The organism is Stenomitos rutilans, from assembly GCF_059505485.1.
Genome location: NZ_JCACKR010000125.1, coordinates 24092 through 30645, shown reverse-complemented (window position 1 = coordinate 30645; position 6554 = coordinate 24092). Strand labels below are relative to the sequence as shown.

At 54.3% G+C, this 6554-nt stretch carries 5 protein-coding genes; all 5 read left to right on the top strand.

Annotated features, from left to right (window positions below; all coding sequences use genetic code 11):
* Positions 1 to 633: hypothetical protein (locus AC5JLP_RS26815; protein WP_496070902.1), on the top strand; the 633-nt coding region annotated here is incomplete at its 5' end.
* A 701-nt stretch (positions 634 to 1334) separates the two neighbouring features.
* The gene (locus tag AC5JLP_RS26810; RefSeq protein ID WP_496070901.1) at positions 1335 to 2060 is read left to right on the top strand and encodes a DVUA0089 family protein; all 726 of its coding nucleotides are present in this window, start codon (positions 1335 to 1337) and stop codon (positions 2058 to 2060) included.
* Between the two features lie 155 nt (positions 2061 to 2215).
* Positions 2216 to 3517: a DUF4331 domain-containing protein gene (locus AC5JLP_RS26805; RefSeq protein ID WP_496070900.1), complete on the top strand. Its 1302-nt coding sequence runs from the start codon at positions 2216 to 2218 to the stop codon at positions 3515 to 3517.
* 120 nt (positions 3518 to 3637) lie between these two features.
* Complete coding sequence (locus AC5JLP_RS26800; RefSeq protein WP_496070899.1) at positions 3638 to 5023, top strand: tetratricopeptide repeat protein; 1386 nt, start codon at positions 3638 to 3640, stop codon at positions 5021 to 5023.
* A 29-nt stretch (positions 5024 to 5052) separates the two neighbouring features.
* A complete protein-coding gene (locus AC5JLP_RS26795; protein ID WP_496070898.1) occupies positions 5053 to 6549 on the top strand; it encodes a nickel/cobalt transporter in 1497 nt (498 codons plus the stop codon).
* Positions 6550 to 6554: the final 5 nt, after the last annotated feature.

Here is a 6554-nt window from a genome sequence, read left to right as displayed (position 1 = left end):
CAAGCGTTTGTGGCACGCACCATTCAAGCGGATATCCAGCAGGCGATCGGGCGGCTACGGGCACATCGCCGACCGGAGGAGTCACTTCAGGTGATTCTGCTCAGTGATTTTGAGTTGAACTGCCCAACGCAACAGGTGCAAGCCGCAATGATTACGCTGGAGGCTGCCAGTCGGGAGGAGCGTCTCTTACTGGCAGCCAAGGCGGCTGTAGAGCAGTTGCGCGTCCAAGGCGAGAAGGTGACGCAAACAGCCATTGCAGCCATGATTGGTTATTCGCAGCAGCGGGTGTCGCAGATCTGGAAGTTACTACTTTTGCTACTAGAGACCTCTGATAGCAAAAGTAGTAAACCAGCCAGTATGCCGCTAAGTGCGTCAGAAGCGGAAGTGATCACTGGGGTGAAACAGGTTGTGAGCAACTTGGTTGCAGACTGTGAGGCGGTGCCACTGCTGGAATCGATCAGTGAGGTGTTCTTGGTGTGGTTGGCACCACATCAGCGGCTCCTGCTGTGGCAGGGGCTGTCGCTTGAGGAGCAAATTCGCGTCCTGGCGTCGTTGCTGCTCACCTTACCGAGTGCGCTGCTGCCTGCCTTGGAGCCGGACAGGGGTAAAGCAGTTAGGCGCGCTGCAGAGTGAGGCGGGGCTGGATGCCGCCCACGCAAAGTGTCGTGGTTAATTGCCCCGCGCCAAACTGTGTGAAAACTAGAGTCAGAAATCAAAAAAGCGCCATTAGAAGCGTTTCAACTGTTCAAAGTCGTACACTTATAGCGTCTCTTCCGAGTCTTCACACAGACTGCCGCGCCGCAGAAGGGCAAGGGTGAAACCTGCAATCTACTGTTGCTAATCCGCCCGCTGTGCAACGAGAGAATAGGGGCTTCAGACGATAGCTCAATAGCGATATAGTCCGATTCTAGACCAATCCTTATTTTGAGCAGCCTGTTTGACAGTTACCGCATCGTTAAGATCCCCAACTTTTTTCACTCTCGTCTCGAGCGGGTTGTGCTGCAACTTTGTATCGGTGTTGGAAGCGGATAAAGCATCGCTAAACCTGAGCGGATCACAGATGCTACCCCAAATCAGACGCTATAAACCATCGGCACGATAAAAGCTCAGTAGTGAATGTTGAAGCTGATTTAAATCCAATCTGATCTCTCGGTCGTATCCAGGGGGAGGGCATTGGAGCTCTGCAACGATTTGGTACTCGCAAACGTAATTCCGTAGTTTCTCGAGCCGGCAACGCTCTGGTCGAGACTGCGCTCGTTTGTGATGTCAAATTGGTAGCACCGTTCATGGGCGATTTGGATACCATAACGCACTCAGTTTTAAGGAACGTTTTTATGCACAAGTTAGCGCCAGCAGTCGCTGTCTCCGTTCTTGCGGTCGGACTGTCCGCCGTACAGGCACAGGCTGTAACGTTTAGCCAGGTTGGTGATACGGGGCAGACGCTGGATACGGCTCAAGTGATTCCGGGTGGCACACAGTCTTTAGATGCCATCACTGGAACGCTTTCGAGCCCAAATGTAGTCAATCTATTTCGCCTTGTGCTGGCGGGTGGTCAGACCTTTTCGGCAACCACAATCAATGCTAATACCTTGATCGAGTTGCCAATCGACCAGCAGTTAGGGTCACCTACAGCGCTGCTTCCCGATCCGCAACTCTTTCTGTTTGATGCGGCCGGTCGAGGTGTTTATGGTAACGATGACAGTTTTGGTACGGCTCAAGCCTCACTGCCATCGGGCAGCTTTTCGCCAGTAGCACCAGGTACCTATTTTCTCGCGATCGCCAGCTCTGGCTACAACCCCATCAGTGCGGGCGGCAGCATTTTTGGCAGCCCAGATGCCAGCGGTATTCTTGCCGCCAATGGTTCAGGGTCAGCCGCACCTCTGACTGGGTTTACGGGTGATGGCACCGCAGGCGGCGACTATCAGATCAGCTTTACGGGCGTGACGGCTAATGCGGCTGGTGTACCAGAGCCAAGCGAAATTGTTGGCACCATTGCAGCTGGTCTCTTATGCATTGGCTATCAGGTGAGAAAGTCACTCAAGCGGCGATCGCCTGTTTGATCGCTTTGCAGAAATAGATCTCTTTGCACCGGAGATAGGGGGGATTGGACAAGCGACAGTCGCGCCCTTTAATGGCTCGCTCTGTCTCAAGTCGCCACTCACTAGCATTCGCATTGATGAATCCGCATCTCAACTCTTTTCAGGAACCTACCACTATGTTGTTAAAGCCCCGACCTTCAAAAGCCAAGACGGCAACAGATTCAAACGCGAAACGCTCTCCCTGGCAGCGTTTTTTAGCAGCGGCACCTGTGCGAATGAGCTTGATGGCGCTGGGTGTAGTTGTAACCGCTGGTGTGGTGACGCAGTATGTGCGATCGTCTGACCATGATGATGGCGAAGTGGACACCAAAGGTCGCAACCTGAACCTGACGGATTTGTACGTCTTTCGTGAGAAAGACCAGAATCCGAGTGCAGCAGACAGCGATCTGATTTTCGTCATGAATACCAATCCGCGATCGCTGGCACGTCAGCAGTATTACTTCAGCACTCGCGCCCGCTACGAATTTAAAGTGACGCGTGACGCCGACAAGGATGCCACACCAACCGGGCAAACTGACGTACTATTGCGCTTTGAGTTTGGTGCGCCCGACAACAACAACCAGCAAGAGATCAGACTGACGACCATCCGTGATGGCAGTACGCAAACAGCCGTGGTCGGTAAAACAACGCCCCTTGCGGCTAATCCTGGCGCAGCGCCAATTGTGAATCAAGTTGCTTTAGGAGGTACAAACCTATCTGTATTTGCCGGCTTGCGGGAAGATCCGTTCTTCTTTGATGTTGAGCAGTACTTTCGGGTACGAGCAGGCGCGGCAGGCACCGGACCCGCCGTAGGCTTCCGCTCACCAGCGACCGCGATCGATTTTGCGAAGGGTTATAACGTCAATGCGATCGCGGTGCGGTTGCCCATCAGCTTCTTGCAAGGTGGTAGCCAAGCCAAAGTGTTTGACGTGTGGGAAACCATCTCGGTTCCTGGCACAAACAGCAAATATACGCAGGTAGAGCAAATGGCTCGTCCTGGCATTAACGAAGCACTTTTACGCACCAACGCGTTGCTGAATGCTTACAACAGCGTTGGACCTGACTTTGTCGCGGCGGCACTGGCAGGTCAACAGCCAGCCGCCAACATTGCGGCACCGATCGTCACTGAAGCTAAGCAAACGCTACTGGCAGTCGGCAACAGCGATGCCCGCGCAAATGCTCTACTGGGAGCGTTTTTACCGGACGTAATGCGGATTGATACGACGGGAGCAAGCGGTTATGCCAACGCCCTCAATGCGAAAGGGAGCCCGATTCGCGGTCGTCTTTTGAAGGATGATGTCATTGATATTACGTTGAGTGTGGTGACCAATGGAGCACTTCCAACTGACAACGTTTCCTATGACGGTGCGCTGGGTAATCCCTCTCAGGGGCATCATCCGTTAGTGCCTGCTTTCCCTTATTTGGCGCTGCCGAATTAGAGCCTTAATTCCACACAGAACAGAGCATTGCTGAGTCAGTCATAAACCACTATCAGCAATGTTCTGCCCTCACAGGCTCAATGACGATCGATGCATCGACCAACAAGGGGGACGTAAACGATGGCGTATGGTCAGAACAAAGCTGGGCAGGCACTACTAACTCGCTTTAGTAAACGACCGCTGATTGTGCTGCCGATCGCCAGCCTACTGCTTGCCATTCCGATCGGCTTGAATCTATGGACAGCGTTCGATCGTGCCAAGCTTGCTGCACCCTATCGGTACAGTTTTGAGCGACCGTTACCAGGCAGTGTCACCCAAAAACTAGAGCAAGAAATTGCCTTTTATCAAGAGCGTATTCGCCTTGATCCAGACGGCGGTTTGAATCGTGCCCTGCTTGCCAAAGCATACATCAAAATGGCACGGGCAACTGGGGAAACCAGTTGGTATCTGCTAGCAGAGCAAACGGCGAAAGAGTCGCTGGTGAAGTTGCCGTTTGCAAACGATGATGCACTCACGGCGCTTGGCAGGGTCGCTACGGCTAAACACGACTTTCGAGAAGCGCTGAAGCTTGCCCAGAGAACAACCCCCAGCGAAAATACGTTAACCGTTCAGGTAACCGCGAATCTGGCGATGGGTAAGGTAGCGGATGCGAGGCAGGCAGCCGATCGCCTGGTCGTGCAAAACCCCGATCTCGCTGCTTTAACTCTCCAAGCGCTGGTCGATGTTTCGCAAGGCAACGATCAGACCGCACTGCAAGCCTTCCAGCAGGGTCTGGCAGCCGAAGAGCCAGAAGAAACGGGCAGCTCTGTCTGGGCACGCACGGTGCTGGGACGGCTGTACTTTAAGCGGGGGCAACTGGAGATGGCAGAGAAGCTCTACCAGGAAGCGCTCCGCGTCTTACCGCAATATCCGCCAGCCGTGCTGAACCTGGCAGAACTAGAAGTCCGACGGGGACATTACAGCGCTGCCGAAGACCTCTACAACAAGATTTTTCTCACCTCACAGCGATCGCCCACAATCTACGATCACATCGTCTTTCGGGGCATGGCGCGGGTCAAAGCGTTGCAGGGTGACACAAAGAGCGCCAGTGAATGGCGCGATCGCGCAGAAGCACGCTTACGACGCGATCTGACCAACTTTGGACACCGACGCGAACTGGCACGGCTGCTGCTGGAACGGGGGCAACCGCAAGATCTAACCGAAGCCCTCAACCTGATGCAGCAAGAAGTGCGAGTCCGACGCGATGCCGAAACGCTGGATACGCTTGCCTGGGTGCTATCCCGGTTAGGTCGCTGGCAAGAGGCACAGCAAGCAATGCAAGAAGCGCTGCGGTGGGGCATTCGGGATGCTGCCCTGTTTGAGCGCGCTGGGACGATCGCGCAGGCATTGGGCAACACCACTCAGGCAGAAGCATTTTTCAAAGCGGCTCAAACCACCGATCCCACCTTTGATCAACAGGCTCAAAAGGCTTTGGGGCTGGGCGTGGGGCTACTCGGATTGAATTAAGGAAGGGAGTAGGGAGTAGGGAGTAGGGTATGAAGGGTAAATGGGGCTTGGTAAGGGTTAGTATCTTTTCCTTGTTGGGAGCATTGCTGCTGTCGGTCGCGCTGGCAACACCAGGTCAGGCGCATTGGGCAGATTTAGCAGTGGCAAATGTAGACGTTGGCAAGACAACGACACACATCACGCTCACGTTTCCGACGGGGTTGGTTGCAACAGCAGACACGAACCAGGATGGGACGCTTTCTCCCGCTGAGGTACACGCCCACCAAACGGCATTAACGACTTTTCTAGGCGATCGCATTCACCTGACCGATAGCAAGGGCGATCGTGGTGCGCTCACCGTAGCACCGACTGACACTGCGGTTCTGCCGCCTGAGCAGCAGGTAACGGCGGGTACGCACAGCACACTCAAGCTCACTTACGCCTGGTCACACCCTGTACAAGGAGTGACGCTGCACTACGATTTATTCCTACCTGGCGTGGCGACTGCCCGTTGTTTAACCACAATCAGTACGCCTGGACACACGCAAAGTGTCATTTTTAGCCCAGAGAACAAGGACGCGACGTTGGCGCAGAGTCTGCCGTGGTATTTTGCGGGCGGTATTCCTTTAATCATCGTCGGTTGCTTTGTTTGGGGAGCTATGCACGCCATGTCGCCCGGACACGGTAAAACGATCGTGGGTGCTTACTTAGTGGGTGCTCATGCTACGCCGCAACATGCTGTCTTTCTCGGGCTGACCACAACCATCACCCATACGGCTGGGGTTTTTGCACTGGGACTGGGCACCTTGTTTTTCTCCCAATATGTGCTGCCAGAGCGGTTATATCCCTGGCTCAGCTTTATTTCTGGCTTGATTGTGGTGGATATTGGGCTGCGCCAACTCATGTACCGTTTGCGTCAAAACCGCGTCGCTCCAAACGTGCTGCTGAAGAATCATTCCAGCAAGCCTTCACATCGTCATCTGCCTGTTTCTGCAAAGGGTGAAGTAGTAGCGGGGCATCCATCTGCTCACATTCACGTCCATGCAGACCACAATCATCCGCATGTTCATCATGGAGCAGCGCATAGTCATGCCACCGCACAGATTGATCACCATCCGCACGATCATGACCATCGGCATGACCACCATCCACACAGCCATGATCATGGCGATGGGCATGTGCATTCACATTTGCCGCCTTCTAATGATGGTGCCCCTGTCACCTGGCGCAGTTTGCTGGCGTTGGGCGTTTCGGGCGGGATGGTGCCTTGCCCGTCTGCCCTGGTGATGCTCTTGAGCGCGATCGCACTCGGTCGTGTTGGCTTTGGCTTGCTGCTGGTACTGGTCTTTAGCCTGGGTTTAGCGGGAACGCTGACGGCGCTTGGCCTGCTGTTGGTGAGCGCTCGTCATTTGTTTGAGCGGGTGCCATCCCAAAACCGGATTGCACGACTATTACCCGCTCTAAGCGCACTGGTGATCACACTGCTGGGTGTCGGCATTTCAACGCAAGCCGTGATGCAGATTGGGTTATTTCGGTTGACGTTCTAAGACTT